This is a genomic window from Streptomyces sp. NPDC055962 (assembly GCF_042270185.1).
GTDB lineage: Bacteria > Actinomycetota > Actinomycetes > Streptomycetales > Streptomycetaceae > Streptomyces.
This window is the reverse complement of record NZ_JBHJYN010000007.1, coordinates 16,053-41,652: the sequence shown is the minus strand read 5'-3', so window position 1 is coordinate 41,652 and position 25,600 is coordinate 16,053. Positions and strand designations below refer to the sequence as shown.

At 71.8% G+C, this 25,600-nt stretch carries 26 protein-coding genes; 18 read left to right on the top strand and 8 right to left on the bottom strand.

Features of this window, described 5'->3' with window-relative positions; genetic code table 11:
- Positions 1 to 124: 124 nt before the first annotated feature.
- From ACFC51_RS20865 to ACFC51_RS20855, 3 genes are all read right to left on the bottom strand, one after another.
- Positions 125 to 607 carry a nuclear transport factor 2 family protein gene (locus ACFC51_RS20865; RefSeq protein ID WP_376368643.1) on the bottom strand — a complete coding sequence of 161 codons (483 nt, stop codon included), beginning with the start codon at positions 605 to 607 and terminating at the stop codon, positions 125 to 127.
- Entirely contained in the window at positions 604 to 1,464 is an 861-nt protein-coding gene (gene folP, locus ACFC51_RS20860) for a dihydropteroate synthase (RefSeq protein WP_376530131.1), read from the bottom strand. The genes ACFC51_RS20865 and folP overlap by 4 nt, the downstream gene beginning before the upstream one ends.
- 189 nt (positions 1,465 to 1,653) lie before the next feature.
- Positions 1,654 to 2,829, bottom strand: a complete 1,176-nt coding sequence (locus tag ACFC51_RS20855) for an ABC transporter ATP-binding protein (RefSeq protein ID WP_376530128.1) — start codon at positions 2,827 to 2,829, stop codon at positions 1,654 to 1,656.
- Positions 2,830 to 2,970: 141 nt separating this feature from the next.
- Here ACFC51_RS20855 and ACFC51_RS20850 point away from each other — a divergent pair, with 141 nt between their 5' ends.
- The 4 genes from ACFC51_RS20850 (at position 2,971) to ACFC51_RS20835 (ending at position 6,546) form a co-directional block, all read left to right on the top strand.
- Positions 2,971 to 3,678, top strand: a complete 708-nt coding sequence (locus tag ACFC51_RS20850) for an ABC transporter permease (RefSeq protein WP_376368640.1) — start codon at positions 2,971 to 2,973, stop codon at positions 3,676 to 3,678.
- Between the two features lie 3 nt (positions 3,679 to 3,681).
- Complete coding sequence (locus ACFC51_RS20845) at positions 3,682 to 4,356, top strand: ABC transporter permease (protein ID WP_376530125.1); 675 nt, start codon at positions 3,682 to 3,684, stop codon at positions 4,354 to 4,356.
- Between the two features lie 68 nt (positions 4,357 to 4,424).
- The gene (locus ACFC51_RS20840) at positions 4,425 to 5,402 is read left to right on the top strand and encodes a glycine betaine ABC transporter substrate-binding protein (RefSeq protein WP_376368638.1); all 978 of its coding nucleotides are present in this window, start codon (positions 4,425 to 4,427) and stop codon (positions 5,400 to 5,402) included.
- Positions 5,403 to 5,517: 115 nt separating this feature from the next.
- Positions 5,518 to 6,546: a hypothetical protein gene (locus tag ACFC51_RS20835; protein WP_376368637.1), complete on the top strand. Its 1,029-nt coding sequence runs from the start codon at positions 5,518 to 5,520 to the stop codon at positions 6,544 to 6,546.
- 46 nt (positions 6,547 to 6,592) lie between these two features.
- Here the strand turns inward: ACFC51_RS20835 and ACFC51_RS20830 are convergent, their stop codons facing one another.
- Together ACFC51_RS20830 and ACFC51_RS20825 are read right to left on the bottom strand one after the other, a co-directional pair.
- Positions 6,593 to 7,735, bottom strand: coding sequence for an NADH-quinone oxidoreductase subunit D (locus ACFC51_RS20830; protein WP_376530123.1), 1,143 nt, complete (start codon positions 7,733 to 7,735; stop codon positions 6,593 to 6,595).
- On the bottom strand, positions 7,732 to 8,733 hold the full coding sequence (locus ACFC51_RS20825) for an SAM-dependent methyltransferase (protein WP_376530120.1): 1,002 nt from the start codon (positions 8,731 to 8,733) through the stop codon (positions 7,732 to 7,734). Before ACFC51_RS20825 ends, ACFC51_RS20830 begins: the two co-directional genes overlap by 4 nt.
- 96 nt (positions 8,734 to 8,829) lie before the next feature.
- Here ACFC51_RS20825 and ACFC51_RS20820 point away from each other — a divergent pair, with 96 nt between their 5' ends.
- Positions 8,830 to 10,038 (top strand): sensor histidine kinase, encoded by a 1,209-nt coding sequence (locus tag ACFC51_RS20820; protein ID WP_376530118.1) that lies wholly within the window; start codon positions 8,830 to 8,832, stop codon positions 10,036 to 10,038.
- Positions 10,039 to 10,058: 20 nt separating this feature from the next.
- Complete coding sequence (locus ACFC51_RS20815; RefSeq protein ID WP_376368633.1) at positions 10,059 to 10,733, top strand: response regulator; 675 nt, start codon at positions 10,059 to 10,061, stop codon at positions 10,731 to 10,733.
- A gap of 42 nt (positions 10,734 to 10,775) precedes the next feature.
- On the opposite strand, the gene ACFC51_RS20810 is transcribed toward ACFC51_RS20815, so the two are convergent.
- Positions 10,776 to 11,888, bottom strand: a complete 1,113-nt coding sequence (locus ACFC51_RS20810) for a DUF5937 family protein (RefSeq protein WP_376530404.1) — start codon at positions 11,886 to 11,888, stop codon at positions 10,776 to 10,778.
- A gap of 98 nt (positions 11,889 to 11,986) precedes the next feature.
- Here ACFC51_RS20810 and ACFC51_RS20805 point away from each other — a divergent pair, with 98 nt between their 5' ends.
- Complete coding sequence (locus ACFC51_RS20805; RefSeq protein ID WP_376368632.1) at positions 11,987 to 12,145, top strand: hypothetical protein; 159 nt, start codon at positions 11,987 to 11,989, stop codon at positions 12,143 to 12,145.
- Positions 12,146 to 12,305: 160 nt separating this feature from the next.
- Here ACFC51_RS20805 and ACFC51_RS20800 read toward each other — a convergent pair whose 3' ends face one another.
- Positions 12,306 to 13,451, bottom strand: coding sequence for a threonine aldolase family protein (locus ACFC51_RS20800; protein WP_376530115.1), 1,146 nt, complete (start codon positions 13,449 to 13,451; stop codon positions 12,306 to 12,308).
- A gap of 166 nt (positions 13,452 to 13,617) precedes the next feature.
- Here ACFC51_RS20800 and ACFC51_RS20795 point away from each other — a divergent pair, with 166 nt between their 5' ends.
- The 10 genes from ACFC51_RS20795 (at position 13,618) to ACFC51_RS20750 (ending at position 21,865) form a co-directional block, all read left to right on the top strand.
- The gene (locus ACFC51_RS20795) at positions 13,618 to 14,592 is read left to right on the top strand and encodes a Rossmann-like and DUF2520 domain-containing protein (RefSeq protein WP_376368630.1); all 975 of its coding nucleotides are present in this window, start codon (positions 13,618 to 13,620) and stop codon (positions 14,590 to 14,592) included.
- Positions 14,589 to 15,602, top strand: a complete 1,014-nt coding sequence (panC, locus tag ACFC51_RS20790) for a pantoate--beta-alanine ligase (RefSeq protein WP_376530112.1) — start codon at positions 14,589 to 14,591, stop codon at positions 15,600 to 15,602. The genes ACFC51_RS20795 and panC overlap by 4 nt, the downstream gene beginning before the upstream one ends.
- The gene (locus tag ACFC51_RS20785) at positions 15,599 to 17,398 is read left to right on the top strand and encodes an L-aspartate oxidase (RefSeq protein ID WP_376368628.1); all 1,800 of its coding nucleotides are present in this window, start codon (positions 15,599 to 15,601) and stop codon (positions 17,396 to 17,398) included. Before panC ends, ACFC51_RS20785 begins: the two co-directional genes overlap by 4 nt.
- Positions 17,395 to 18,441, top strand: coding sequence for a carboxylating nicotinate-nucleotide diphosphorylase (nadC, locus tag ACFC51_RS20780; protein WP_376530110.1), 1,047 nt, complete (start codon positions 17,395 to 17,397; stop codon positions 18,439 to 18,441). Before ACFC51_RS20785 ends, nadC begins: the two co-directional genes overlap by 4 nt.
- Positions 18,441 to 19,238, top strand: a complete 798-nt coding sequence (locus ACFC51_RS20775) for a type III pantothenate kinase (RefSeq protein WP_376368626.1) — start codon at positions 18,441 to 18,443, stop codon at positions 19,236 to 19,238. The genes nadC and ACFC51_RS20775 overlap by 1 nt, the downstream gene beginning before the upstream one ends.
- 140 nt (positions 19,239 to 19,378) lie before the next feature.
- A complete protein-coding gene (locus ACFC51_RS20770; RefSeq protein WP_376368730.1) occupies positions 19,379 to 19,975 on the top strand; it encodes a hypothetical protein in 597 nt (198 codons plus the stop codon).
- A 66-nt stretch (positions 19,976 to 20,041) separates the two neighbouring features.
- Positions 20,042 to 20,221 carry a hypothetical protein gene (locus ACFC51_RS20765; RefSeq protein ID WP_329230137.1) on the top strand — a complete coding sequence of 60 codons (180 nt, stop codon included), beginning with the start codon at positions 20,042 to 20,044 and terminating at the stop codon, positions 20,219 to 20,221.
- Between the two features lie 101 nt (positions 20,222 to 20,322).
- The gene (locus ACFC51_RS20760) at positions 20,323 to 20,757 is read left to right on the top strand and encodes a BlaI/MecI/CopY family transcriptional regulator (RefSeq protein ID WP_376368625.1); all 435 of its coding nucleotides are present in this window, start codon (positions 20,323 to 20,325) and stop codon (positions 20,755 to 20,757) included.
- 9 nt (positions 20,758 to 20,766) lie between these two features.
- Positions 20,767 to 21,384, top strand: coding sequence for an amino-acid N-acetyltransferase (locus tag ACFC51_RS20755; RefSeq protein ID WP_376530108.1), 618 nt, complete (start codon positions 20,767 to 20,769; stop codon positions 21,382 to 21,384).
- Between the two features lie 145 nt (positions 21,385 to 21,529).
- Positions 21,530 to 21,865, top strand: coding sequence for an Lsr2 family protein (locus ACFC51_RS20750; RefSeq protein WP_073750230.1), 336 nt, complete (start codon positions 21,530 to 21,532; stop codon positions 21,863 to 21,865).
- Here ACFC51_RS20750 and ACFC51_RS20745 read toward each other — a convergent pair.
- The gene (locus ACFC51_RS20745) at positions 21,844 to 22,428 is read right to left on the bottom strand and encodes an SCO3374 family protein (protein WP_376368624.1); all 585 of its coding nucleotides are present in this window, start codon (positions 22,426 to 22,428) and stop codon (positions 21,844 to 21,846) included. The two genes, ACFC51_RS20750 and ACFC51_RS20745, sit on opposite strands and share 22 nt — an antisense overlap.
- A 442-nt stretch (positions 22,429 to 22,870) precedes the next feature.
- On the opposite strand from ACFC51_RS20745, the gene ACFC51_RS20740 reads away from it, so the two are divergent.
- Positions 22,871 to 25,396 (top strand): ATP-dependent Clp protease ATP-binding subunit, encoded by a 2,526-nt coding sequence (locus ACFC51_RS20740; protein WP_376368623.1) that lies wholly within the window; start codon positions 22,871 to 22,873, stop codon positions 25,394 to 25,396.
- Positions 25,397 to 25,600 lie beyond the last annotated feature (204 nt).

The window sequence follows — 25,600 nt, the reverse complement described above, 5'->3', positions numbered from 1 at the left end:
TTCGAATCTACCCGCGAGCACCGACAGCTTCCGCCCGCGGGGGCGCGGACCGACCCGGCGGGGGGTTGGTAGCCGCGTATACCCCGTGATCGGGGGGCCCAATCCCCGTGACCGTGCGGTCCGCTCAGGCGGACGGTTCTTCGTCCTCTTCCTCACCGGTTTCGGCCAGTACGGGGGAACCGTGGTGGGACCAGAGCTTCCAGCCCTCCGGTGTGCGCCGGAACACATTGGTGGCGACGACGAGCTGGCCGACGAGCGGGCCGAGCGCGTTCCCGTCCTCGGCCGGGCCGCCGCTGAGGATGTTCTCGGTGCAGGTCACCAGGGCGGTGTCACCGGTCATCGCGACCCCGACGTCGGTCAGGAAGAACTGGATGTACTCGGTGTTGGCCATGATCAGCGCATAGCTCCGCAGGACCTCGCCGCGGCCGGTGAGGACCGGCCAGCCGGGGTGGACGCAGGAGACGGTGAGGTCCTCGCCGGGCAGCCACAGGCCGGAGAGCTCGTCGAGGTCGCCGCGTTCCATCGCCTCGTAGAAGGCGGTGTTCGCCTGCTCGACCGCCGCGATGTCGGCGGCGGCCTCCTCGTGCTCGTCCCGTGCGGCGCTCATGCGGCTCCCTCGACGGCGCGGGCGACGCGCACGGCGTCCGCCGTGGGCCGTACCGCGTGCACCCGGACCGCCCAGGCGCCCGCGGCGGCCGAGAGGGCGGAGACCGCGGCCGTCGCGGCGTCCCGTTCGCGGGCGGGCGGCGGGGTCGCGGCCCCGCCCGCCAGGACGTGGCCGAGGAACCGCTTGCGGGAGGCGGCGACGAGCAGCGGCCGGCCCAGCTCGCGCAGCCGGTCGAGGTGGGCGACGAGCGCGAGGTCCTGGGCGGCGTCCTTGGCGAAGCCGAGGCCCGGGTCGATCACCAGCTTCTCCGGGGCCACCCCGCCCTCGATCACGGCCTCCATGCGTTCCCGGAGCTCGGCGACGACCTCGCCGACGACGTCGGCGTAGACCGCGCGGCTGTTCATCGACTCGCTGAAGCCGCGCCAGTGCATGACGACGAACGGCACCCCCGCGTCGGCGACGACCGGGATCATGGCGGGGTCGGCGAGGCCGCCGCTCACGTCGTTGACCAGGGTGGCGCCCGCGGCGACGGACTGTGCGGCGACACCGGCCCGCATCGTGTCCACGGAGACGGTGACGCCCTCCGAGGCCAGGCCCCGCACGACGGGGATCACCCGGCGCAGCTCCTCGGCCTCGTCCACCCGGCTCGCGCCCGGGCGGGTCGACTCGCCGCCGACGTCGATCAGATCCGCCCCTTCGGCCACCAGTTCGAGGCCGTGCTTGATCGCCGCCGTGGTGTCGAACCAGTGACCCCCGTCGGAGAAGGAGTCGGGCGTCACATTGACGACGCCCATGACCGCACAGCGGTCCCACTCCGGCAGACCCCGTACCGTGTCCCGTCCTCGCAACGTACTCATGCGACCAGCCTAGGCCCGGGACGGGGCAGGCCGGGCCGCGCCGGTGCGGTGGCCACCGCACCGGCGCGGAGTCCGGGAGGCGGTCAGGCCCCGGAGGGGCCGCCGTGCCGGTACCACGGCCGGGGGATCCGCCGCCCCCTGATCCCCGGCGTCGCGTTCAGCCGGACGGACGGTGAGGGCCCGAGCCCCTCACGGGGAGCCGACGCCCGCCACGGTCTCCACGGCCACCTCGGCGCGCGGTACGTCCTGCGCGTCCGCGTCGATCGAGCGCCGCAACGCCTCGTGGAGCCGGGCCGGGGTGAGCACGCCGAGGAAGCGGCCGGTGCCCTCCTCGTCGGTGACGGCGATCCAGCCCGCGTCGTGCTGGAGCATCGTGGCGAAGGCCTGCTTGAGCGGTGCGCCGAGCGGGAGCCAGGCCTCCATGCGCCGCGCGTGTTCACGGACCGTGCCCTCGGTGGTGATGCCGCTGCCCGCCGGGATCCAGCCGTGCAGCTTGTCCTGGCCGTCGAGGACGACCGCCCAGCGCGCGCCGCCGGCCCTCAACCGCTCGGTGGCTCCCGCCAGCGGATCGTCGAGGTGGACGACCGGCGGCTGGTCCAGGTCGCTCTCCTCGATGGGGGTCACCGAGAGCCGCTTCAGGCCGCGGTCCGCCCCGACGAAGTCGGCGACGTACGGCGTGGCCGGAGCACCGAGCACCGTGGCGGGACTGTCGAACTGCTCGATGCGGCCCTGGCCGTACACGGCGATCCGGTCGCCGAGCCGTACGGCTTCCTCGATGTCGTGGGTGACGAAAAGGACGGTCTTGCGCACCTGCGCCTGCAGTTTGAGGAATTCGTTCTGCAGCCTTTCCCGTACGACCGGGTCCACCGCGCCGAAAGGCTCGTCCATCAGCAGGACAGGAGGATCGGCGGCCAGGGCGCGGGCCACGCCGACCCGTTGGCGCTGGCCGCCGGAGAGCTGCTCGGGATAGCGGCCGCCGTGGACGGAAGGATCGAGTCCGACGAGATCGAGCAGTTCGGCCGCCCGCTTCCTGCCCTTTTCCCGTCCCCAGCCGAGGAGATGGGGAACGGTCGCCGTGTTCTCCAGGACCGTTTTGTGGGGGAAGAGTCCGACCTGCTGGATCACATAGCCGATACGGCGCCGGAGCCGGACCGGGTCGATGGACGATATGTCGTCCCCGTCGAGGAATATCCGGCCGTCGGTCGGTTCGATGAGGCGGTTCACCATTTTCATGGTGGTCGTCTTGCCGCATCCCGAAGGCCCTACGAGCGTGACCAGTTCGCCCTCGGCGACCTCGAACGAAAGGTCGTCGACGGCAGTGGTGCCGTCCGCGTACCGCTTGGTGACGTGCTCGAAACGGATCATGATTCCCCATTGTGACGCGGGTTCTGTGAAGGCCATGTTGCCGGAATACGACAGCCTCGGCGATTGTCGGTGGTCGAGGATAGGGTCACCCAGGACCGGACCCGGGGCGGCATCGCGAGGGCGAACAGGAGGTGGGGGCGGGTGGCCGAGCAGAACTGCCTGGTGGCGAACGACTGGATCTGCGGAGAGTATCTGCGCTCCCGCAGTCATGAGTTGACCGAAGCGACCGTCCAGCACATCTGGATCACGGCGGTCTCCGTGCTGATAGGGCTGGCGGTCGCCTTTCCGCTCGCCCTGCTCGCGCGCCGCGGCCGGCATTTCGCGGGCCCGGTGCTGGGCCTGACCACCGTGCTCTACACCGTGCCGTCGCTCGCGATGTTCTCGCTGCTGCTGCCCCTCTTCGGGCTGTCGGCGGCACTCGTCGTGACCGGCCTCGTGCTGTACTCGCTGACCATCCTCGTACGGAACATCCTGGCCGGCCTGGAAGCGGTCCCGCAGGAGGCCACGGAGGCCGCCCGGGGCATGGGGTACGGACCCCTCCGGCTGCTCTGGGAGGTCGAACTGCCCCTGGCGCTGCCCGCGCTGATGGCCGGACTCCGTATCGCGACGGTGTCGACGGTCGCGCTGACCACGGTCGGCTCCCTCGTCGGCAAGGGCGGGCTCGGCAACCTCATCGAGGACGCCCTGCCCAGCTTCTTCAAGGCGCAGGTGCTCACCGCGTCCGTGCTCTGCGTGCTCCTCGCGGTGGCCGCGGACCTGCTGCTGCTCGGTGTGCAACGCCTGCTCACGCCCTGGACCCGGATACGGACGCCCGCCGGGGCGGGCATCGCGAAGACGGAGGCGGGCTGATCCATGGGAGTCGTCGAAGAGGCGTGGGTCTGGCTCACCACCGGCGCCAACTGGTCGGGGGACGCCGGGGCGGCGCACCGGCTGGCCGAGCACCTGTACGTCAGCGGGATCGCCCTGGCGGTGGCCTGCGTGATCGCCCTGCCCGTGGCGCTGTACCTCGGTCACGTGGGGAAGGGCGGCGGGCTCGCCGTCAACATCTCCAACGTGGGGCGCGCGGTCCCGGTGTTCGCCGTGCTGGCCCTCTTCATGATGACGCCCCTGCGCAACTCCGGCTATCTGCCCACGGTGATCGCGCTGGTGCTGTTCGCCGTGCCGCCGCTGCTGACCAACGCCTACGTCGGGATGACGGAGGTGGACCGGTCCGTGCGGGAGGCGGCGCGGGGCATGGGCATGTCCGGCGCGCAGCTCTTCGTCCGGGTCGAGCTCCCGCTCGCCTACCCGATGATCATGACCGGCCTCCGGTCCGCCGCCGTCCAGGTGATCGCCACCGCCTCGATCGCGGCCATGGTCGGTCTCGGCGGCCTGGGCCGGATCATCACCGCCGGATTCAACACCTACGACACCGCGCAGGTCTTCGCGGGCGCCGTGCTGGTCGCCCTGCTGGCCCTGGTGGTGGAGGGCGTCCTCGTGGCCCTGGACCGGCTGCTGTCACCGCTGCGCCGCCGCCGGACCGTATGAGCGGGCGGACCTCTCGGACTGTGGATCTTTCGGACTGTGCACACCATTTTTCGCGGACGGAGAACAACATGAGCAGGACCTCGCGCATAGCGGGTGCGGTCATCGGCGCGGTCGCGCTGGCAGGGTCGCTGGCCGCCTGCGGTGGCGACAGCCTGGAGAAGGAGGGCGGCTCGGACAAGGGTGCCGCTGCCGGCTCCGGGAAGGGCTCGCTCGTCGTGGGCGCCGCCGGATTCACCGAGTCCAAGGTGCTCGCCGAGCTGTACGCCCAGATCCTGGGGGACGCCGGGTACGACACCTCGGTCACCACGGTGAAGAACCGCGAACTGTACGAGCCCTCCCTCGAGAAGGGGGAGATCGACATCGTCCCGGAATACGCGGCGACGCTCGCGGAATTCCTCAACGCCAAGGTCAACGGCGCGGCGGCGGCGGAGAAGAAGCCCGTCGCCTCGGGCGATGTGGCGGCCACCGTCACCGCTCTGGAGAAGCTCGCCGGCCCGCTCGGGCTGAAGGTCCTCCCGGCGGGCGGAGCGGTCGACCAGAACGCCTTCGCGGTGTCGAAGGAATTCGCCGAGAAGAACGACCTCACCACGCTTTCCGATCTCGGCAGCTCGAAGATCAAGGTGAAGATCGCCGCGGGCGACGAGTGTGAGGTGCGGCCCTTCTGCGCGCCCGGACTGAAGAAGACGTACGGCATCGACGTCACGGGAATCGACCCCAAGGGTGTCGGGACCCCGCAGTCCAAGCAGGCCGTCAAGGACGGCAAGGACCAGCTCGTCCTCACGACCACCACGGACGCGGTGCTCGACACCTACGGGCTGGTGTTCCTGGAGGACGACAAGAAGCTCCAGAATGCGGACAACGTCCTTCCGGTTCTGAATGCCGAGGACGCGGGTGCCCCGGAGATCGCCGAGGCGCTCGGGAAGCTCACCGAAGCGCTCACCACCGAGGATCTCGCGGAACTGAACCGCAAGGTCGACGCGGAGCGTGCCAAGCCCGCGGACGCGGCCGGGGACTATCTCCGGTCGAAGGGGCTGATCAAGAAGTAAAAAGGCGTTCGGAAGGGGCACTTGAGAGGTTTCCCGGACCCGGCCAGGTAACCGGCGGGGAACAGATTGCCGGGCAGCCTCCCAAGTGTCCCGTGCGCACGGTAAATTTCGGGCCATGCCACGAGGACGCCACCGCCATTCGCCGCCCCTCCACAGAATCCTGCCTCCCGCCGTGGTGGCCGGAGCGCCGGTCCTCTGTGCCGCCGGAGCCTGGTTCCTGGCGGAACCTCTCGCCCTGCGCGCCCTGGTGGCCGTGACGGCGGCCGCCGCCGTCACCGGCGCCTGCATGATGCGGAGCTGGGACCGGGCCGCGGGCCTGCGCGTGGCGGAGCTGACCCGTGCCCGGGCCAGTGACGAGTGGAGGACCGAGGAGCGCATAGCCGAACTCGAGGCGGACCTCGAGGAATCACGGGAACTGCGCACCCGGCTGGAGACCAAGGTGCGCCGCAAGCGCGTGGAACTCGCCGGCCTGCGGGGCGAACACGCCTCGCTGCTGCGCCGCTACGCCAACGCCGAGACGGAACGGGCCGGTGCGCTGGAGGGCCGCAGGCAGCTCGCCATCGAGGCGTCCGCGCCGCGCGAACTCCTGCCCGCCCGGTCCACCCCGACCCCGGGCGCCTATCTGCGGGCCGCACAGGCCCTGAAGGACCTCCCGCGCAACGCCGCGCTCCAGGAGGCCCGCCGCACGGCCGAGCTGGCCAGGCGGCGTGACATCGCCGAGGGATCGGCGGAGCGGGACACCGAGAGCGACGGCTCCAGGGGGAAGCACGCGGCGGTCGGCGGAGCGGGTGACCCCCAGCACCGCCGTACGCAGGCAGCCCTCCCCGCGCCGAGGCTGTCCCCCGCTCCGGTACGCCCGCCCCGTGCGGTGCCCGCCGCCTCCGCGGTCGTCCCCTACGCCGCGGCGCGCCGCCACCTCGTGCCGCAGGGAAGCTTCGACTTCTTCGGCACGCAGAAGGCGGACGCCGCGATCGAGTCCGTGCAGAACGAGGACCTCGCGGACGTGGTGGGCGAGGAGGCGCTGGCGGCGCACCGTACGGGCACGGCCGAGAACCGCGCCGTCGGCAAGGTGATCGACCTGACGGCGCACGACGAGACCGAGCAGCTGGACGTCGTGGAGCTGCGGAGCGCGATCTCCTCGTAGCGTCGGGCCCGGCAGGCAGGACGTCCCGCGGGATGTCCCCGGCCGGTTACTTGTCGATGTCCCCGACGACGAAGAAGAGCGAGCCCAGGATCGCCACCATGTCGGCGACGAGCGTCCCCGGCAGCAGCTCGGTGAGCGCCTGGATGTTGTTGAACGACGCGGAGCGCAGCTTCAGCCGGTACGGGGTCTTCTCCCCCGTGGACACCAGGTAGTAGCCGTTGATGCCCAGCGGGTTCTCGGTCCACGCGTAGGTGTGGCCCTCCGGTGCCTTCAGCACCTTGGGCAGCCGCTGGTTGATCGGACCGGGCGGCAGGTCCGCCATGCGGTCCAGGCACGCGTCCGCGAGGTCCAGGGCGTTGTGGGTCTGCTCCAGGAGGCATTCGAAGCGGGCCAGGCAGTCGCCCTCGGTCCGGGTCACGACTTCGAGCGTGTCCGCGAGCTCCCCGTAGGCGAGGTACGGCTCGTCGCGCCGCAGGTCGAAGTCGACGCCGGAGGCGCGGGCGATCGGCCCGGACACCCCGTACGCGTGCACGGCCTCGGGGGAGAGCACGCCCACCCCGCGGGTGCGGCCCCGGAAGATCTCGTTGCCGAGGACCAGCCGGTCGTAGACGTCCATCCGCGACCGTACGGACGCCACGGCGTCCCTGGCCCGGCCGAGCCAGCCCGCGGGCAGGTCCTCCTTGAGGCCGCCGACCCGGTTGAACATGTAGTGCATCCGGCCGCCGGAGACCTCCTCCATCACGGTCTGGAGCTCCTCGCGCTCCCGGAAGGCGTGGAACACCGGGGTGATCCCGCCGAGTTCGAGGGGATAGGAGCCGAGGAACATCAGGTGGTTGAGGACCCGGTTCAGCTCCGCCAGCAGCGTCCTCGTCCAGACGGCGCGCTCCGGGACCTCCATGCCGAGCATCCGCTCGACGGCCATGACGACCCCGAGCTCGTTGGAGAAGGCCGAGAGCCAGTCGTGGCGGTTGGCGAGCATGATGATCTGCCGGTAGTCCCGCGCCTCGAAGAGCTTCTCCGCGCCCCGGTGCATGTAGCCGATGACGGGTTCGGCCTGCTGGATCCGCTCGCCGTCCAGGACCAGCCGGAGCCGGAGCACACCGTGGGTGGAGGGGTGCTGCGGACCGATGTTCAGCACCATGTCGGTGCTCTCCGCCGCGCCGCCGATGCCGATCGTCGTCTCCGTCATGCCGGACAGTATCCCTCCTCGCGGTCCGGGACCCGATGCCGCAGCCAGCCGAAGTCGCCCAGCCCGCCGCGCGCCGTGAGCTCCGCCGCCTCACCGGCCGACGCGAGGGCCCGGACGTAGCCGGCCGGGTCGGCCGAGGCCCTGGCCAGGGGCGGGCGTTCGCCGCTGATCCCCAGCTCCCGCAGCGCGGTCCGCTGGTCCAGGAGCCGGGCCCCGCCGCCCGCCGCGGCGGCGCACGCGTCGAGCGCCACGTGGGAGGTCAGGTCGCAGCTCCCGTCGGGCACCGGCGGCACCTCGCGGCCGTCCCGGAAGCCGGTCAGCGTCCCGAACGGAGGTCTCGCCGCCCGTACATGGGCGTAGTCCACCGCCACCGCGGTCCCGCCGGCCAGCGAGGAGACCGCACGGGCCCAGGCCTCGTCGCGGGGCCGGCCGATCTCCGCACGGTCCCCGGGCCGGGACAGCGGCCACCAGCGGCCGAGCCACCGGGCGTCCTCTCCTGTCACCGGATCTCCCAGTCGCTCGGCGCCGTCGTCCCTCCGCACGACGACGTAGCGGGGCACCCCGTCGGCGTCCGCCTCGGCGATGTCCGTCGGGACGTTGTCCAGCCACTCGTTGGCGAACAGCAGCCCGCGCACACCCTGCGGCGGTTCGGCGCACCACTCGACGGCCGGGTCCAGATCCGGGGGGCGCGGGGCGACCTCCACGGCGTACGCCCGCACCGTGAGGCCGGGAGCCAGGGACCCGTCCCGCAGCGCCGCGAGCACCCCGGTCAGCAGTTCGCCCCGGCCCGCTCCCACGTCCACCAGGCCGACGGAGTCCGTCCCCAGCTCCTGTGCCGTCGCGGCCAGCAGCCGGGCGACGGCGGTGGCGAAGAGAGGGGAGGCGTGCACCGAGGTGCGGAAGTGGCCCGCGGGCCCCTCCGGGCGCCGGTAGAAGCCCTCTTCCCCGTACAAAGCGGTCTCGGCGGCTTCCCGCCAGCGGCACCAGTCATCCGTCACGTAGGCAAGTCTCCACCTTGGGGAGTACGGTCCCAGGACCCGGATCGGCCCTTCGGTTGACCCGGGCACCGATCAGCTGTCCCTACGCTGGGTAACGTGCAGCGCTTCTACGATTTCATCCGCAGACACCCGACGGGCGTCGACACCCTCTGGGCTGTCCTCCTCCTCGGGTTCTCCGGCATGTCCATCGTGGCCGGGCAGGTCGGCGGCGGCCGGGAGCGCGTTGCCGCCGTGCCGATCGCCCTGGGGCTGTGCACCGTGGTCGCGCTGCGCCGCCGCGCGCCGGAGAAGATGCTGCTGCTGGCGATCCTGATGGGCCTGGCCCAACTGCTGTTCGGGGTGCGGCCGGACGTGGCCGACTTCGCCATGCTGGTGATCACCTACACCGTGGCCACGGTGGGGGACCGGTGGGCCTCCCGGCTCGCCCTCGGGTGCAGTCTGACCGCGGCCGGCCTGTCGCGGCTGCGCTGGCCCGGCGAAGCCCCCTACGGCGGCTGGGTGCAGACGGCCGGGTACGTCGTCATCATGACCGTGCCGTTCGTCCTGGCCTGGGTGCTCGGTGACTCGATACGCACCCGCCGGGCCTACTTCAGCCAGCTGGAGGAGCGGGCCGCCCGGCTGGAGCGGGAGCGCGAGGCGCAGTCGAAGGTCGCCGTCGCCGCCGAACGGGCCCGTATCGCCCGCGAGCTGCACGACGTCGTCGCACACAACGTCTCGGTGATGGTGGTCCAGGCCGACGGCGCCGCGTATGTCATGGACGCGTCCCCGGATCAGGCGCGGCAGGCGCTGGAGACCATCTCGGCCACCGGTCGCCAGGCGCTCGCCGAGATGCGGCGGCTGCTCGGAGTGCTCAGGACCGGCGATTCCCCGGAGAGCGGGGAGTACGTCCCCCAGCCCGACGTCGAGCAGATCGAGGAGCTCGTCGGCAAGGTCAGGGAGACCGGCCTCGCGGTGGACTTCAAGATCGAGGGCACCCCGCGCCCCCTTCCCAGCGGGGTCGAACTGACCGCGTACCGCATCGTCCAGGAGGCGCTGACCAACACCCGCAAGCACGGCGGCCCGGACGCCGGGGCGAGCGTACGGCTGGTCTACTTCGACGACGGTCTGGGCCTGCTGGTCGAGGACGACGGCCGAGGGTCCCCGCACGAGCTGTACGAGGACGGCGGGGCGGACGGCGCGGGCCAGGGCATGATCGGCATGCGGGAGCGGGTCGGCATGGTCGGCGGCACGCTGGACGCGGGGCCGCGCCAGGGCGGCGGCTTCCGGATCAGCGCCCTGCTTCCGCTCAAGCCGGCCAACCAGTGACAGAAGGACAGGACCCCCTCATGGCCATCCGCGTGATGCTCGTCGACGACCAGGCGCTCCTGCGCACCGGTTTCCGGATGGTGCTCGCCGCCCAGCCGGACATGGAGGTCGTGGCGGAGGCGGGCGACGGGGCCGAGGCGATCGAGGTCCTGGGGGCGACCGCCGTCGACGTGGTGCTGATGGACGTGCGCATGCCCCGGCTGGACGGCGTCGAGGCGACCCGGCGCATCTGCGCGCGGACCGATCCGCCCAAGGTGCTGATCCTCACCACGTTCGACCTCGACGAGTACGCGTTCTCCGGCCTGAAGGCGGGGGCCAGCGGCTTCATGCTCAAGGACGTGCCGCCCGGCGAGCTGCTCTCCGCCATCCGGTCCGTGCACAGCGGCGACGCCGTCGTGGCCCCGTCCACGACCCGCAGGCTGCTCGACCGGTTCTCGCCGATGCTGCCGAGCGGCAGGAAGGATCCGCACCACAAGCACGTCGAGAAGCTGACCGAACGCGAGCGCGAGGTGATGCTGCTCGTCGCCCAGGGCCTGTCGAACGGCGAGATCGCGGGGCGGCTGGTGCTGTCCGAGGCGACGGTCAAGACCCATGTCGGGCGCATCCTCACCAAGCTGGGCCTGCGCGACCGCGTCCAGGTCGTCGTCCTCGCCTACGAGACGGGGCTGGTCAGGGCCGGTGGCGGAGCGGGCTGAGCCGCCCCCCGTTCCTCGTCGCGCGGTCGGAGGGCGCTCCGGTCACCGCAGGACCCCCTCCAGGAAGTCGCTGCCCAGCCGGGCCACGACCGTCAGGTCCAGGGAGTGCAGGACGTAACGGCCGCGCCTGCGGGTGGTGACCAGGCCGGCCTTCTTGAGCAGCGCCAGGTGGCGGGAGACCTCGGGAGGCGTGATGCCGTGCGAGTCGGCGAGCTCGCCTGTGGTGTACGGGGAGCGGGCCAGGTTGCGGCAGATGCGCATCCGCATGGGGTGGGCCAGTGCCTCCATCCGGAGCTGGAGCAGCTCGACGGAGGCGGGGGAGGGCAGTTCGGGGCGGTGCACCGGGTAGTGGATCACCGGACGCCAGCCCGGGGCGTGCAGCACCATCAGGTGCGGCCAGCCGAAGCTGGTCGGGATGAGGGTGAGACCGGTGCCCGCGGCCGAGCCGGTCGCCTCGGTCCGGCCCGTGGTCAGCTTGTCGACGCTGATCCTGCCGGTCTCCTCGTCGAGCGACAGCGCGGCGGAGACCGCGTCCAGTGCCGCGCCGACACCCTTGCGCCGCAGTATCTCGGTCTTGTGGCGGACGTCGGCGCCCAGCTGGACCTGGGCCCGCTGCCAGGTGTCGGAGAAGAAGGCCTGGTCGCAGTCCTCGAAGAGGCGCCGGACCCAGCCGCGTACGGAGCCCGGGTCGGTCAGGAGCTGCCGGGTGAAGGCCAGTTGTTTCGGCCCCCTGGCCGCCGCCATGTCGAGGGCACGCGTCCGCATCGTCGCGTCGGTGAGCAGTGAGGGCGCCCCCGTTCCGTAGAGGTTCGCGTAGCTGAACTCCAGTGCGGCCGACACGAACCGCTCGTCGTCGAGCCGGTCCAGGATCTCCAGGTCCTCGGCGAGGGTGGCACCGGTCCTGCCGTCCCCGCCGCGGATCCCGGCGAACGGCATGAAGATGTCGGAGAAGGTGTTCCGCCACAGGAAATCCGCCTCGTGCAGCCGGTCGGCCAGGTCCGGCTCCAGCGCCGCGGCCGTCGCGGTCGCCCAGCCGTGCAGCCCGGGGTGGTGTCCGGGCTCGGAGAGCGCGTGCAGGGCGAGCCCCAGCTCGGCGAGGGGGGACGTCTCGAAGACGATGCGCTCGGGGGGCAGGCCCGCGATGTCGATGTGCACGCTCACCCCTCCATGGTGCGGGGTACGGGCTGCGGTACCGCCCGGCCGCGGCCGTCGATGCGCGGGCGGGCCGGAGGGGGCGGGGTCACGCTGGATCCATGGACACCGTTCAGCAGCACATGCTCGACCGTTACCGTGCCGCGCGGCACGGTGAGGAGCCGCCCCCGCTGCCCGGCACCCACGACCGGGAGACCCTGCGGGGGATCCGCCGGCGGATCCGCGCCTGGACGGCCGCCCACCGGCCGCCCCTCGCCTGATCCGCCGAGCGGCCCGAGCGGCCCGAGCGGCCCGAGCCGTGCGACGGGACCCGGCTGCTCGCGGCGTGCGACCAGCCCTGCCCCCGGCTGCCTGAGTCACACGACGGGCCCGCCCCCTCCGGCTACGCGAGCCGCGCGACGAACTCTGCCGACACCCCGGCTAGGCGAGCCGCGCGACGAACTCCGCCACGGCCTCCGTCACGTCCCCGGCCGTCCACTCGAGTCCCGGCGCCGCCACCGTGACCTCGGTGTACGAGAGTCCGGGCGGGCCCGCCGGGGCCGCGGACCAGCGGCGGAAGAGGGTCGTGCCCGTCTCCTCGGCCTGGCGCACCGACGCCTCGTCCAGCACCTGGGAGGCGTACGGCAGCCAGACCTGGAACTGGTGGGTGTGCGGCGGATCGGGGTGCACCCGGAACCACGGCACCGCGGAGTCGGTGAAGCCCTCCGCGAGGGCCTCGGCGACCACCTTCGCGTGCGCCACGTACGACGGCAGCCTCGGCAGCTCGCGCTCCAGGCCCAGCAGGGCGGAGAGGGCCGCCGGATACTGGTGGAAGACCTGCCCGCCGTACCGGTGGCGCCACGTCCGCGCCTCCTCGACCAGGGACTCGGTGCCCGCCAGCACCGCCCCGGAGAGGCCGTCCAGGGACTTGTAGAACGACACGTAGACACTGTCGGACAGGGCTGCGATCTCCGGCAGCCCGCGTCCGAGGTGCGATGTGCACTCCCACAGCCGCGCGCCGTCCAGATGCACCACCGCGTCCCGCTCGCGGGCGGCGGCCACGGAGGCCTCCAGCTCCTCCCAGGAGGGCAGGACGAAGCCGGCGTCGCGCAGTGGCAGCTCCACCATCAGCGTGCCGAACGGTTCGGGGAAGTCCCGGATCTCGTCCGCCGTCGCCTGCCGGGGCGCATGCGTGGGGTGCACCGTGCGCAGTCCGCTCACCGAGGTCAGTGCCCCGCGCTCGTGCACCTCGGGGTGGGAGAGCGGGTGCAGTGCCACGGTCGCGTCGCCCGTGCGCCCGGCCCAGCACCGCAGGGCGACCTGCTGGGCCATCGTCCCGGTGGGGAAGAAGGCGGCGGCCTCCGTGCCGAGCAGCTCCGCGGTGCGCCGCTCGACCTCGGCGACGACTCCGTCGCCGTACACGTCCGTCCACCTGCCCAGGTCGTGGACGGTGCCGGCGTCGGCCGCCAGCGCGGTCAGCCGCTCGGCCAGGGTGTGGTCCGCGGACGCCCGTGCCAGGACCCTTCCGGACCGCTGCCACGCGGTCAGCCTGCGGTGCCGCTGCTTCTGCTCATCGGTGACTCCCATGGGACGATCATCACCCGGGCCGCTGACACCGCCCACCCCGGGTTCCCCTGGTGCCGGAAGTTATCCACAGGGTGTGGACAGCCTGGGGGTGAGGCGAAACGCTGGCGTAGCATGCAGAGGAATCGTCCGGTACCCCCCGCGGACTGGAACGGAAGGCCATCGCCGCGTGAACGCATCAGTTTCGAAGGAAACCCTCGACGCGAGGGACCGCCCAGCCCGCCTCACCGTCGGTGTCGTCGGCGCCGGACGGGTCGGCCCCGCCCTCGCCGCCTCGCTGCAGCTCGCCGGGCACCGCCCGGTCGCGGTGTCGGGAGTCTCCGACGCATCCGTGCGCCGGGCCGCCGCACTGCTCCCCGACGTCCCCCTGGTGACCCCCGCCGAGGTCCTCGCGCGCGCCGAGCTCGTGCTGCTGACGGTCCCCGACGACGCGCTGCCCGGCCTGGTCGAGGGCCTGGCAGAAACCGGCGCCGTGCGACCGGGCCAGCTCCTCGTCCACACCTCCGGCCGCTACGGGACGAAGGTGCTCGATCCCGCGCTGCGGGCCGGCGCCCTCCCCCTCGCTCTGCACCCGGCGATGACCTTCACCGGCAGCTCGGTCGACGTCCAGAGGCTGGCGGGCTGTTCCTTCGGGGTCACCGCCCCAGAGGAGCTGAGACTCGCCGCGGAGGCGCTCGTCATCGAGATGGGCGGCGAGCCCGAGTGGATCGCCGAGGAGTCCCGCCCGCTCTACCACGCGGCGCTCGCCCTCGGCGCGAACCACCTGGTCACGCTGGTCGCCCAGTCCATGGAGCTGCTCCGCACAGCGGGTGTCGGCGCCCCCGACCGGATGCTCGGACCCCTGCTCGGGGCCGCGCTCGACAACGCCCTGCGCTCCGGTGACGCGGCACTGACCGGTCCCGTCGCCCGGGGCGACGCGGGTACGGTGTCCGCGCACATCCGGGAGCTGCGCGCGCACGCTCCGCAGACGGTCGCCGGGTATCTCGCCATGGCCCGCGCCACGGCCGACCGGGCGCTGGACCACGGCCTGCTCAAGCCGGAGTCCGCGGAGGCCCTCCTGGGCGTCCTGTCGGGCCCCGACGCCGTGAACGGCACCAACGGAACACACGGTCCGGGAGAGTCCGGACCGGGGGAGAAGCGATGACCACCGCACCCGCCACCCTGCTGCGCTCCGCCGCGGAGCTCGACGCCCTCGGCCGGGCCGCCGGGGCACGCCGCGCCGTCGTCATGACGATGGGCGCCCTCCACGACGGCCACGCCACCCTGATTCGCGCGGCACGGGCCGCCGCCGGGCCCGGGGGCCAGGTCGTGGTCACCGTCTTCGTCAACCCGCTCCAGTTCGGTGAGGCAGCCGACCTCGACCGCTACCCCCGCACCCTGGAGGCCGACCTGGCGGTCGCCTCCGGGGCCGGTGCGGACGCGGTCTTCGCCCCGTCGGTCGAGGAGGTCTACCCCGGCGGCGACCCCCAGGTCAGGATCACCGCGGGCCCCATGGGGGAGCGGCTGGAGGGCTCCTCCCGCCCCGGGCACTTCGACGGCATGCTCACCGTCGTCGCCAAGCTCCTCCACCTCACCCGGCCGGACGCCGCGTTCTTCGGACAGAAGGACGCCCAGCAGCTGGCCCTGGTCCGCCGCATGGTGCGCGACCTCAACTTCGGCATCGACATCGTCGCGGTGCCGACCGTCCGCGACCCGGACGGTCTCGCGCTCTCCAGCCGCAACCGCTTCCTCTCCGCCGAGGAGCGCCGCACCGCCCTCGCCCTGCCCAGGGCCCTGTTCGCCGCCCGCGACCGGCTGGTCGCCCAGCAGACGCTCCACGCGCGCGCCCGGACCGTCCCGGAGCGCGAAGGCCGGGCCGCCGGGCTCAACCGGCTCGGGGAGGCCCGCGCGGCCGCCGACACCGAGGCCGTCGCGCTGGCCCGGCCGACCGTCGCGCCCTCCGCGGTGCTGGCCGCCGCCCGGGCCGTCCTGGACGAGGCCGCCGGGGAGGATGTGCCGCTCACCCTGGACTACGTGGCGCTCGTGGACCCGGCGGACTTCACCGACGTCCCCGACGACCGCGTCAGCGGCGAGGCGGTCCTCGCCGTCGCGGCACGGGTGGGTGCCACCCGCCTGATCGACAACATCCCGCTGACCCTCGGAGCCCTCACATGACCGGAATACGGCTGACCGCCCCCGCCCCCGGCTGGGCCATCGACGCGGACGTCGTCGTGGTCGGCTCCGGCGTGGCCGGTCTCACCACTGCGCTGCGGTGCGCCGCGGCCGGCCTCGCGACCGTGGTCGTGACGAAGGCGCGCCTCGACGACGGCTCCACCCGCTGGGCGCAGGGCGGCATCGCCGCGGCGCTCGGCGAGGGCGACACCCCCGAACAGCACCTCGACGACACCCTGGTCGCCGGGGTCGGGCTGTGCGACGAGGCAGCGGTGCGCACCCTGGTCACGGAGGGGCCCGGCGCGGTGCGCCGTCTGATCGGCACCGGCGCCCACTTCGACACCACCGAGACCGGCGCCATCGCCCTGACCCGGGAGGGCGGCCACCACCGCCGCCGCATCGCGCACGCCGGGGGCGACGCGACGGGTGCCGAGATCTCCCGCGCCCTGGTCGGCGCGGTCCGCTCGGCGGCCCTGCACACCATCGAGAACGCCCTGGTCCTCGACCTGCTCACCGACGCCGAGGGCCGGACCGAGGGCGTCACCCTGCACGTCATGGGCGAGGGCCAGCACGACGGCGTCGGCGCCGTCCACGCCCCGGCCGTGGTGCTCGCCACCGGCGGCATGGGCCAGGTCTTCTCCGCCACCACCAACCCGCCGGTCTCCACGGGCGACGGAGTCGCCCTCGCGCTGCGGGCGGGCGCGGAGGTGTCCGACCTCGAATTCGTCCAGTTCCACCCGACCGTCCTGTTTCTCGGGGCCGACGCCGAGGGACAGCAGCCGCTGGTCTCCGAAGCGGTCCGGGGCGAGGGCGCGTACCTCGTCGACGCGCAGGGCACCCGCTTCATGCTGGGGCAGCACGAACTGGCCGAGCTGGCTCCCCGCGACATCGTCGCCAAGGCCATCACCCGCCAGATGCAGCTCCAGGGCACCGAGCACATGTACCTCGACGCCCGGCACTTCGGCGCCGCGATGTGGGAGCAGCGCTTCCCGACGATCCTCGCGGCCTGCCGGAGCCACGGCATCGACCCCGTCACGCAGCCGATCCCGGTGGCCCCCGCCGCGCACTACGCCTCGGGCGGCGTGCGTACGGACCTCCGCGGCCGCACGACGGTGCCCGGCCTGTACGCCTGCGGTGAGGTCGCCTGCACGGGGGTGCACGGTGCGAACCGCCTGGCGTCCAACTCCCTCCTGGAGGGTCTGGTCTTCGCCGAGCGCATCGCGGCGGACATCACCGGCGCCGACGGCCCCACGGGCGGCCCCCGGACCGGTTCCGGCGCCGCTCCCCGACGTACAGGGGCGGCGGAGCCCGCCGGAGCCCGCACCGTCCCGCTGCTGACCGCCGAGTCCCGGACCGCGATCCAGCGGACCATGACCAGGGGCGCCGGGGTCATCCGCTCCGCCGACAGCCTCGCGGCCGCGGCCGACGAGCTGGAGGCGCTCCGGAGGGACGCGACCGCCGTCGAGGAGGACGGCCCCAAGGACGCCGTACCCGGGGTCGAGGCATGGGAGGCCACCAACCTCCTCCTCGTGTCGAGGGTCCTGGTCGCCGCCGCCCGCGAGCGTGAGGAGACCCGGGGCTGCCACTGGCGCGAGGACCGGCCCGACCGCGAGGACGCCGCCTGGCGCCGCCACCTCGTCGTACGCGTCACCGCGGACGGGCAGCCCGTGGTCCGTACGACGGACAGTGCCGCGTTCCCGCCCGTACGCCCGGAGGACCCCGCGGACCCCACCGGCACAGCACCGCCCACCAGCCTTCGCACCGACCCCGCCGACGCCCCCGAGGAGCCGCAGCCGTGAGCACGCCCGAAGAGAATCCGCGCCCCACACCCGTGGACGTCCCGCTGATCCACATCGGCGCACCCGCCGAGTCCGGGGGCTGCGGCGACGGCTGCGGCTGCGGTGACGGCTACGACCCCGACGGCCTCGAGTGCGGCCTCGACCCCGCGCTGGCCCAGCTCCTGGCCGAGGCCGGACTGGACCCGGTCCAGGTCGAGGACATCGCCCATGTCGCGATCGAGGAGGACCTCGACGGGGGCGAGGACGTCACCACCGTGGCGACCGTCCCGGAGGACTCCGTCGCCACCGGGGACTTCACCGCGCGCGAGGCGGGCGTCGTCGCCGGTCTGCGTGTCGCGGAGGCGGTCCTGTCCATCGTCTGCACCGACGAGTTCGAGGTCGAGCGGCACGTCGAGGACGGCGACCGTGTCGCCGCCGGACAGAAGCTCCTCACCGTCACCACCCGCACGCGCGACCTGCTCACCGGCGAGCGCAGCGCTCTCAACCTGCTGTGCAGGCTCTCCGGGATCGCGACCGCGACCCGCGCCTGGGCCGACGTGCTCGAAGGAACGAAGGCCTCGGTCCGCGACACCCGCAAGACCACTCCGGGGCTGCGCGCGCTGGAGAAGTACGCGGTGCGCTGCGGCGGCGGGGTCAACCACCGGATGTCGCTCGTCGACGCCGCGCTGGTCAAGGACAACCACGTGATCGCGGCAGGCGGAGTGGCGGAGGCGTTCCGGCGGGTCAGGAAGGCCTTCCCGGAGCTGGCGATCGAGGTCGAGGTCGACACCCTGGAGCAGGTCCGCGAGGTGCTCGACGCCGGCGCCGACCTGATCCTCCTGGACAACTTCACCCCGGCGGCGACGGCCGAGGCGGTCGCCCTCGTCGGCGGCCGCGCGGTGCTGGAGTCCTCGGGCCGGCTCACCCTCGACTCCGCCCGTGCCTACGCCGAGGCCGGCGTCGACTACCTGGCCGTCGGCGCGCTCACGCACTCCTCGCCGATCCTCGACATCGGCCTGGACTTCCGCGACGCGGCGGCGCCGACCGACGGGGCCGGCGCCTGATGCTGCTCACCATCGACGTCGGCAACTCGCACACCGTCCTCGGCCTCTTCGACGGCGAGGAGATCGTGGAGCACTGGCGGATCTCCACCGACTCCCGCCGCACCGCCGACGAGCTCGCCGTGCTGCTCCAGGGCCTGATGGGCATGCACCCGCTGCTCGGCGTCGAGCTCGGCGACGGCATCGAGGGCATCGCGATCTGCTCGACGGTCCCGGCCGTCCTGCACGAGCTCCGCGAGGTGACCCGCCGCTACTACGGCGACGTCCCGGCGGTCCTGGTGGAGCCGGGCGTCAAGACGGGTGTGCCGGTCCTGATGGACAACCCGAAGGAGGTCGGCGCGGACCGCATCGTCAACGCGGTCGCCGCCGTCGAGCTCTACGGTGGCCCCGCGATCGTCGTCGACCTGGGCACGGCCACCACGTTCGACGCGGTGTCGGCGCGCGGCGAGTACGCGGGCGGTGTGATCGCGCCCGGTATCGAGATCTCGGTGGAGGCACTCGGCGCGAAGGGGGCGCAGCTCCGCAAGATCGAGCTCGCGAGGCCCCGGAGCGTGATCGGCAAGAACACGGTCGAGGCCATGCAGTCCGGCATCGTGTACGGCTTCGCGGGCCAGATCGACGGCGTGGTCGAGCGGATGAAGAAGGAACTGGCGGCCGACCCCGACGACGTGACCGTCATCGCGACCGGCGGCCTTGCTCCGATGGTGTTGAAGGACTCCTCCGTCATCGACGAGCACGAACCCTGGCTGACGCTCATCGGGCTCCGCCTCGTGTACGAGCGCAACATCGCCCGGATGTAGGACGCCCCCGCGGCCACCTGCGGGAACGGCTCGGCGGCGCGGCGTCCCACGCCGCGCCGCCGAGCGGTTAGTTAAGAGGATTTTGTCCCTTTAGCACGTAATGTCACACCATGCCCACGCCCTACGGATCACGCGGCGGCATGGCGTTCAGCGCGGACGAGCTACGGGTGCTCCGACGCGCTCTCGCCAACGCCCTCCACCCCACGCCCCTGCCGGAAGAGGATGTCCAGGACTGCCTGCGGCTCGCGGGCGCGGTGGACGAGGTGGTGAGCGAGGCGGGCCGGCTGCGCGCCTTCCTCCTCGCCGACCTCGCCCGCTACCGCGACGCCCTCCCCGGCTCGCTCAGCGGCTATCTGGAACTCCTCCAGGACGCCCTCGCGGCCGGGTACGACCCCCGGCCCGACGACCTCGCGGCCCTGCGCGCCCTGCGGGGCGGGCCCGTCGCGGCGGCCCTCCTGGAGCGCTGCCAGGTGCTTGCCGAGCGCTCGGTGCGGGCGCGCCTCGCCGGCCGCGCGGTGCCCGTCGCCGCGCCCGCGCCGCGCAGCCGGCTGCTCGCCCTTCCCGGCGGTCTCGCGGCGGCCAAGGAGCCCGAGCGGCCCGCGGCCCCGTCGCGCCCCGCGCCGCCGTCGCGCCCCGCTGCACCGGGCGAGCGTCCGATGCCCAAACCGTCCGAGGTCTTCCCTCCGCGCCGCCGCCCCGCGCCGGCGCCCCCGCAGGAGGAGCGGGCCGTGTCCTGAGAGGGGCGGCGCGCCTGCGGGGTGCCCGGGAGTGGGCGGAATGCCGGGCTCGCTACCCTGGACGGCATGGACTACGTATCCGCGCTCGTTCCCCCCGTGGTGATGGCCGTCTTCTTCATCGGCCTCGTCAGGACGATCATCAAGAGCCAGGGCGGCCCGAACAAGGCCAAGGAGGACGCCGCCGTGGACGCGGCGCTCGCCCGCGCCGAGGCCGCCAAGCAGGCCCCGAGGCCCGGGAGCGCCTGACCCGCACCTCAGGACGAAGGGCGCACGGCTCCACGGAGCCGTGCGCCCTTTCGTCGTTCTGGAATTACCCCATTCCGGACATCTAGCACTAAGGTGATGCTGTGCCTCGCCAATTGGGAGAGCTGGAAGACACCGTGATGACGCGGGTCTGGCAATGGAACCGCCCGGTCACGGTGCGGGAAGTTCTGGAGGACCTTCAACAGGAACGGTCCATCGCGTACACGACCGTCATGACGGTAATGGACAATCTCCATCAGAAGGGCTGGGTCCGTCGGGAAGTGGACGGCCGGGCATATCGATATACAGCGGTCTCCACCCGCGCCGCATACGCGGCCGCACTGATGAACGAAGCCTGGTCGCAGAGCGACAACCCGGCGGCCGCACTGGTCGCCTTCTTCGGCATGATGTCCGTGGAGCAGCGCGAAGCCCTCAGGGACGCCATCCGTGTCGTGGCGCCCACCTTCCCCGAACCGTCCGGGAGTCGGCCCGATGACGGGGCCGTAGCCGATGAAGCGTCGCCTCAGGGCGAGCGATAGCGTCTGGGGATGTCCTCAGAGCAGTCGAAAGCCGAGCACGGCAGCGCGTCGCAAACCCGGACTCATACCGGCCCGGAAACCCGATCTCGCGCAGATGTTCATACCGGCCCGTCGGTAAATAAGCCGGCGATCACCGTCCGTCGTGCCAGGACGAGTGATGTGGCGTCCGTCCGCGGGCTCCTTGACGGCTACGTCTCCCAAGGCATCCTGCTCGACAAAGCGACGGTGACGCTTTACGAGGACATCCAGGAGTTCTGGGTCGCCGAACGCGACGAGGACGGCCGTGTCATCGGCTGCGGGGCACTCCACGTGATGTGGGAGGACCTCGCCGAAGTCCGCACGCTCGCCGTCGACCTCTCCGTCAAGGGGACGGGAGTCGGGCACCAGGTCCTGGACAAGCTCCTGCAGACCGCCCGCTGGCTGGGTGTCCGCCGGGTTTTCTGCCTCACCTTCGAAGTCGACTTCTTCGCGGCGCACGGCTTCACCGAGATCGGAGAGACTCCGGTCGACGGAGATGTCTTCAGCGAGCTGCTGCGTTCCTATGACGAGGGTGTGGCGGAGTTCCTGGGTCTCGAACGAGTGAAGCCGAACACCTTGGGCAACAGCCGGATGCTTCTGCACCTGTGAACGGCGGAACGCGCCGGAACCCTATGTCCGAATCGCGCATGTTTCCCGTGTTCTTGCGCTCCTGAACCTCTCCCAGGGGTTTGTGTTTTCCGGGGAAAAGCGGTTTCCTTTCCGCGTACTCCATTTTTCGATGAAAGGAAATCCGGTGGCACAGAAGGTTCAGGTCCTTCTTGTTGACGACCTCGACGGCGGCGAGGCGGACGAGACCGTCACGTTCGCCCTGGATGGCAAGACGTACGAGATCGACCTCACGACGACCAACGCGGACAAGCTCCGTGGTCTTCTCGAGCCGTACACCAAGAGCGGACGTCGCACCGGTGGCCGCGCCGCGACCGGCCGCGGCAAGGGCCGCGCCGTTACCGGTGGCAACAAGGACACGGCCGAGATCCGTCGTTGGGCGCGCGAGAACGGCCACAACGTGAATGACCGCGGCCGCGTTCCCGCCGAGATCCGTGAGGCTTACGAGAAGGCCAACGGCTGACCTGTCGGCCGATGGGTCCACAGGTTTTTCCGGGCATGCACGAGCCTGGCCCGGTGGCATTCCGTTGCCGCCGCGTCCACGAGTCGTACGAGATCGGGAGCATCCCCACCCCTGCTCCCGAGGCCGCCGAGGGCCGGGAGCGAGAGTTCCACCTCCTGGCGCGATCCGGGGGGCCGCAGCCAGAAAGCGGCCCCCGGCGAGCCTGTCGTCCCGCCCGGCGGTGCGGGGGCCGGGATGTTCCCGCCGACGCCGAGGGCGGACAGGTCGAGAGCGATCCCGCCCCACTCCAGCCAGTCGAGCAGGCCGGGCAGCTCGTCCGCGGAGCCCGCGGCCACCAGCAGTCGCATCCGCCGCCCCGCCACCGCCACCGGGCCGGTGCGCCCGATCCGGCGCAGGGCCGCGTGACCAGCCGCGGCCGGCAGCTCCAGCACGTCGAAGCGCAGCCCCGTCAGCAGCCGCACCGGCGAGGTGCCCGTCGTGGCCCAGTCCAGTTCGCGGGCGTACCACCGCGCCCACGCTTCGGTTCGCGGCGACGAGCGCGGAGGCGGGACGAGGGTGGCCATGTCCGTTGAACCGTCCGGCCCGCCCCGGAGTTACGCCCCGTCCATGATCGATCGCCCATTGTGTCCGCGGCGGGGGCGTACGGGAGCACTCGACGGCACGAAGTTGTTCGCCCGTAGCGGAGGAAACGGGGGTGCGCCGCATGGACTGTCGGTGGGTGCGGGTAAGACATCCCTAGTGGGAAGGGGCGACACGCGGGCAAAAACGTCTCACGTTCGCCATCGGCGTACTGGCGAAAGGGCTATCTGCCTGGCCTGCGGGAACATCGTCTCGCACCATCGGGTTGGAGCAGTTGTCGGCGTTCGGGGCGGGCGATCCCCCCCGGGAAGCAGGGCCGGGTGTCGGCAGTTGAAATGAGCGGTCCCCGCTTGCGGGACTAAGCTGCGGAAGGACAGGGAGGGGACCGACCCCTTACTGCCTGACCGCTCTGAGGAGCGATTAACGATGTTCGAGAGGTTCACCGACCGCGCGCGGCGGGTTGTCGTCCTGGCTCAGGAAGAAGCCCGGATGCTCAACCACAACTACATCGGCACCGAGCACATCCTCCTGGGCCTGATCCACGAGGGTGAGGGTGTCGCCGCTAAGGCCCTGGAGAGCCTCGGGATTTCGCTCGAGGCGGTCCGCCAGCAGGTGGAGGAGATCATCGGTCAGGGGCAGCAGGCCCCGTCCGGGCACATCCCCTTCACTCCCCGGGCGAAGAAGGTCCTGGAGCTCTCGCTCCGGGAGGCCCTTCAGCTCGGCCACAACTACATCGGCACCGAGCACATCCTGCTCGGCCTGATCCGCGAGGGCGAGGGCGTCGCAGCCCAGGTCCTCGTGAAGCTGGGCGCCGACCTGAACCGGGTGCGGCAGCAGGTCATCCAGCTGCTCTCCGGGTACTCGGGAGGCAAGGAGGCGGCCACCGCCGGCGGCCCCGCGGAGGGCACGCCCTCCACGTCCCTGGTGCTCGACCAGTTCGGCCGGAACCTCACCCAGGCCGCTCGTGAGTCCAAGCTCGACCCGGTCATCGGGCGCGAGAAGGAGATCGAGCGGGTCATGCAGGTGCTGTCCCGCCGTACGAAGAACAACCCGGTCCTCATCGGCGAGCCCGGCGTCGGCAAGACGGCGGTCGTCGAGGGCCTGGCGCAGGCCATCGTCAAGGGCGAGGTGCCCGAGACCCTCAAGGACAAGCACCTCTACACCCTGGACCTCGGCGCCCTGGTGGCGGGTTCCCGCTACCGCGGTGACTTCGAGGAGCGCCTGAAGAAGGTCCTCAAGGAGATCCGCACCCGCGGCGACATCATCCTGTTCATCGACGAGCTCCACACCCTGGTGGGTGCCGGCGCCGCCGAGGGCGCGATCGACGCGGCGAGCATCCTCAAGCCCATGCTGGCGCGAGGCGAGCTCCAGACCATCGGCGCCACGACGCTCGACGAGTACCGCAAGCACCTGGAGAAGGACGCCGCGCTCGAGCGCCGCTTCCAGCCCATCCAGGTCGCGGAGCCGTCGCTGCCGCACACCATCGAGATCCTCAAGGGCCTGCGCGACCGCTACGAGGCCCACCACAGGGTCTCCATCACGGACGAGGCGCTGGTCCAGGCCGCCACCCTGGCCGACCGGTACATCTCGGACCGCTTCCTGCCGGACAAGGCGATCGACCTGATCGACGAGGCCGGTTCCCGGATGCGCATCCGCCGGATGACCGCGCCGCCGGACCTCCGCGAGTTCGACGAGAAGATCGCCGGTGTCCGCCGTGACAAGGAGTCGGCGATCGACTCCCAGGACTTCGAGAAGGCAGCGTCGCTCCGCGACAAGGAGAAGCAGCTGCTGGCGGCGAAGGCCAAGCGGGAGAAGGAGTGGAAGGCCGGCGACATGGACGTCGTCGCCGAGGTCGACGGCGAGCTCATCGCCGAGGTCCTGGCCACCGCCACCGGCATCCCGGTCTTCAAGCTGACCGAGGAGGAGTCCTCGCGTCTGCTGCGCATGGAGGACGAGCTGCACAAGCGCGTCATCGGGCAGAAGGACGCCATCAAGGCCCTCTCGCAGGCGATCCGCCGTACGCGAGCCGGTCTGAAGGACCCGAAGCGCCCCGGTGGCTCGTTCATCTTCGCCGGCCCGTCCGGTGTCGGTAAGACCGAGCTCTCCAAGACGCTCGCCGAATTCCTCTTCGGCGACGAGGACGCGCTGATCTCCCTCGACATGTCGGAGTTCAGCGAGAAGCACACGGTTTCCCGCCTCTTCGGTTCGCCCCCCGGCTACGTGGGCTACGAAGAGGGCGGCCAGCTCACCGAGAAGGTGCGCCGCAAGCCGTTCTCCGTCGTCCTCTTCGACGAGGTCGAGAAGGCCCACCCCGATATCTTCAATTCCCTGCTCCAGATTCTGGAAGACGGTCGCCTGACCGACTCCCAGGGCCGGGTCGTGGACTTCAAGAACACGGTCATCATCATGACGACCAACCTCGGGACCCGGGACATCTCGAAGGGCTTCAACCTGGGCTTCGCCGCCCAGGGCGACGTCAAGACGAACTACGAGCGGATGAAGGTCAAGGTCAACGAAGAGCTCAAGCAGCACTTCCGGCCCGAGTTCCTCAACCGTGTCGACGACACGGTCGTCTTCCACCAGCTGACCGAGGAAGACATCATCCAGATCGTCGACCTCATGGTCGCCAAGGTGGACGAGCGCCTCAAGGACCGCGACATGGGCATCGAGCTCAGTGCCGAGGCCAAGTCGCTCCTGGCGAAGAAGGGCTACGACCCCGTGATGGGCGCCCGGCCGCTGCGCCGGACGATCCAGCGCGAGATCGAGGACATCCTCTCCGAGAAGATCCTCTTCGGTGAGCTGCGTCCCGGTCACATCGTGGTCGTGGGCACCGAGGGCGAAGGGGACGAGAAGAAGTTCTCGTTCCGCGGCGAGGAGAAGTCGGCCCTGCCCGACGTCCCGCCGATCGAGCAGGCAGCGGGCGGCGGCCCGAACCTGACGAAGGACGCGTGAGGCGCGCTTAGCGCCTGAACGCCGAAGGGGCTGCCCCGGACCGGTAACGGTCCGGGGCAGCCCCTTTCCGTCGTCCACCGGGGGAGCCGGTGTGCGTCGGACGGCCGTCCAGGTGGGGTCCACCGCGTCCCCGAGGTCGTCCGGCGAGCCCCGGAGATCGGGAGATCCGGAGATCCGGAGATCCGGAGATCCGGAGATTCGATC